Raw genomic sequence first — 3774 nt, forward strand, 5'->3', positions numbered from 1 at the left:
TTAATTTTACTAAATGTAAGATTAAATCTCAACTATTACAAAAATAAATTTATTTCGTTATTAAGCCAATTCCTTGCTTGCGTGGATAATAAATCATAAATTTTAGCTCTAATTTTGTTATAATATTCCTTAATATAATTTATTTCATCAATATTAAGTAGTTTCGTATCAATCAATTTACTAGCATAAGGTACTAGGCTTAAGGTTTCAAATTCAAGCCATCCGCTATTTTCTTTTACATACATTAAATTTTCTATTCTAATTCCGTATTTTCCAGAAATATAAAAACCCGGTTCATTAGATAAGATCATACCTGCTTTAAGTATTGTTTTATTACGAAGATTTATGCTTTGTGGTCCTTCATGAACGCTTAAGAAACTCCCTACTCCATGCCCTGTACCGTGCGGATAATCTAACATTTCTTGCCATAAATATTGCCGAGCTAGTATATCAAGATTAGCTCCTGCGATGATATTTTTTGGGAATTTGGCGTTAGCTAAAGCAATATGTCCTTTAAGTACTTGCGTATAACGCTTTTTCTGCTCCTCAGTCGGCGTACCTATCACGATTGTCCTTGTTATATCGGTAGTAGCACCTTGGTACTGACCACCGGAATCAATCAGTAATATCCCCTGCCCTATAATTTTTTTAGCATTTTCAGGAGCAGCTCTATAATGAATAATGGCACTATTTTCCTGAAATCCGCAAATAGCAGGAAAACTATCAGAAACATAGTCTTCTTGTTTGGCTCGTTGCTCCGTAAGCTTTAAACCTATAGAATGTTCGTCATTGCGAGCAGTCGAAGACTGCGTGGCAATCTCATCATATTCTCCTGAGATTGTTTCGTCGGCGCTTTGCGTCTTCTCGCAATGACGAGTACTTTCCTCTAACTCAGCAAAAAACTCACATAAAGCTACTGCATCTTTAATATGAAAATCGATTGCATGCTTAATTTCTACATCGTTCTTACACGCTTTAAGCGTTAAGCATGGATCGGTAATTTTTTGTACTTTTTTATCAGCTATTAAGTCCATTATATGCAGAGAGGCTATAATATCATCAATCAAAATATCGTCATGACTCTTTAAAATATTTTCAAATTCTTCTTCCGGTAAAATTGTTATTTCAGGACGTGCATTAATAATTTCGGCATCGATTCTTGTAGTATCGATAAATAGATATAATTTTGTAGACGTAATGATTACTTTTGCAAACATTAAAGGTGTATAAGCAACGTCACTAGCCCGCAAATTTAGTAACCAACATATGGAAGAGCTATCGAGAATAACTAAGGCACATTGCTCATTATAATTACTAGACCCCGAGGTCAAGCCGCGGGATGACAATGCAACTTCTCGACATTTACTTATTTTATCAATATGACTAACGCCTGCAAATTTAATATCATGTAAATAAACTTTAGAGTTTGGCTCTGATGGCTGATTATGCCAAATTTTATCAATTAAATTTCCGTTAATCTTCTGAAAATTGAAGTTTAAATTTGATATGGCGGGATAAGTAAATAATTCAGGATCGTAACCTATTTTTATATCTTTACCAAACTTAGATATCTCTTTTAAGTCAAAAATCTGAAATATTGTAGGATCAAGTTCTCTTGCTGCCTGCTCTAAATAACGTCCGTCGGTAAAAAACAATGCTGTATCTTTACATATAATAGCCATACCGTTTGAACCGGTAAAACCTGTTATATATTCAAGCCTTTTAGCATACGCAGGTACATATTCGCTCATATATTTATCGTTAGACGGAATTATATAACCGTCTATATCACATTCTGTGAATAAGCTTCTAAGTAGATTAATGCGGGTTTTTGTCATGTTTATAGCCCTTATGTCATTCCTAGTTCGATGTCATTCCCGCGGAAGCGGGAATCCAGTAATTAAAATGCGCATATACAACAAGTTTTTAAAATTAAAAGCTCGATTTATCTCGCTTTTTTCTAGATTCCCGCTTTTGCGGGAATGACATAAACAAGCTATGCAATGTTGCTGCTCATAGACTGGAATGACGTTTATACCATCCATAATATAAAGGAATACCGAGCATAGTAAAGGAGCTAGCTATAATCAGAGTTTTAATAGGTGTTTCATAGATAACCCATACACAAAAGATAATCGATATTATGGCTATAAGTAAATAATAATAAGAAAATTTTTCTTTTGAGTTAAAAATTACCTTTAGGAAAGCTAAGCTACAAATTAGATAGACGAATAAGAATGTTGTCGCCGAGAAATCTATTATTTGCGTAATCTGTGTGGCAAAATTATCATTTGCCGTAAAGATTAATAACGGCACAATTCCAAGGCAGCTTACAATAATTCCGTTAGTTGGAGCGTTGTTGCTATTTTTCTTAGCAAAGAATTTCGGTAATAATCCGTCTTCTGCAAGCCCAAGAGCTATCTGTCCGCTAGTTAGCACCCAAGCATTGAGCGTACCTATACATATAATCGAGGCTATAATCGTGATTACGCTTGACCATTTACCCCCGAATAATAATGTAGCGGCATCGGCATAAGGAGCTTTAGAGCTAATAAGTTCAGAAGCAGTGATTAATCCCATTATACCTATGCTATTGATAATATATAACACCGCCACGCAGAAAGTTCCAACTATTATGGCTTTTGGAATGGTTTGTGCTGGATCTTTTACCGCTCCTGCCGTGGTAGTGGCACACTCAACACCGATAAATCCCCAAAAAGTAAGAAGTGCAGCTCTTCCCATAATGGTTGGAATGCTTAAACTCTCTACTTCTTCAGCTATAGTTATATTATCTATATTAAAATGAGATAATGCACATAAGCCCACTACAAGCAACGGAACGAATTTTAAGAGAGTCAAATAAAACTCTGCTTTTCCTGCTACTTCAGGACCTTTTAAATTTAAAACCGTAATAACACCTAATAATATTATCTGTAATATTAAATCTAAAACCGCTTGTGATTGAAAAAAAGGCGTTAGATAACCTATTGCCGAAATGACAACTATACTTGTACTGACAAAGGATATAACCCAGTAAGTGAAGCCGGTGAAGAAGGCTATTTTATCCCCGAAACTCTCTCGTACATAAACGTGCGGACCGCCTGTTTTAGGAAATTTTGCACATAAGGATGAGAATACAAGGGCTATACTCATAGCACCGAATAATGAAAGTACCCAACCCCAAATGCTATATATACCGAACGGTGCTAAACTTAGCGGTAATATAAAAACGCTAGTACCGATTTGACTGCCGGTTACTAAGGCAAAAACCGCCCAGAAACCTAATTTTTGCGACATAATTTTGTTATTGATTTAATTATAGAAACGGCTTTTAATATAGCTATAAAAACGATTTTATGCAACTTATTAAAAACACAATTTCCTTTTTAATTATTTTTATATTATGAAAGTAAAAAAATAATAAAATATATAATATTTTTGGGCAGTATTATTTTAGCTATTTATCTTAATATTGAACCTCTGTATACACCTACCGCTTTAGTTACTTCGCCTACCATTACTTATTTTCCTAAATATATTGCTCATAAATCCTTAACTTCTGAAAAATTTCAAGGTAATAGCGTAGAAGCAGTACAAAATGCTTTAATGAGCTACGTAGAAGGAATAGAAGTAGATGTGAGATTATCAAAAGATAGTGTTCCTTTTTTATATCAGGCTGATACCTTAGAAGAAGCTACAAATGGATATGGTAAACCGGAAAAGTATAAATGGGAGCAACTTAAACAGGGTCGTGCCTCCGTATTGCAGTTTAGA

At 34.5% G+C, this 3774-nt stretch carries 3 protein-coding genes; 1 reads left to right on the forward strand and 2 read right to left on the reverse strand.

The annotated features are described in order from the left end of the window. Positions 1-35: 35 nt before the first annotated feature. Together KYQ89_RS02730 and KYQ89_RS02735 are read right to left on the reverse strand one after the other, a co-directional pair. Positions 36-1838 (reverse strand): aminopeptidase P family protein, encoded by a 1803-nt coding sequence (locus tag KYQ89_RS02730; protein ID WP_218460299.1) that lies wholly within the window; start codon positions 1836-1838, stop codon positions 36-38. Positions 1839-2013: 175 nt separating this feature from the next. After that, positions 2014-3297 (reverse strand): APC family permease, encoded by a 1284-nt coding sequence (locus tag KYQ89_RS02735; protein ID WP_218460300.1) that lies wholly within the window; start codon positions 3295-3297, stop codon positions 2014-2016. 141 nt (positions 3298-3438) lie between these two features. Between KYQ89_RS02735 and KYQ89_RS02740 the strand changes: the two genes are divergently transcribed. Continuing rightward, positions 3439-3774, forward strand: a 336-nt coding sequence (locus tag KYQ89_RS02740; RefSeq protein WP_218460301.1) for a glycerophosphodiester phosphodiesterase family protein, incomplete at its 3' end; no start/stop codon positions are given.

It is taken from the genome of Rickettsia sp. TH2014 (assembly GCF_019249195.1).
GTDB classification, from domain to species: domain Bacteria; phylum Pseudomonadota; class Alphaproteobacteria; order Rickettsiales; family Rickettsiaceae; genus Rickettsia; species Rickettsia felis.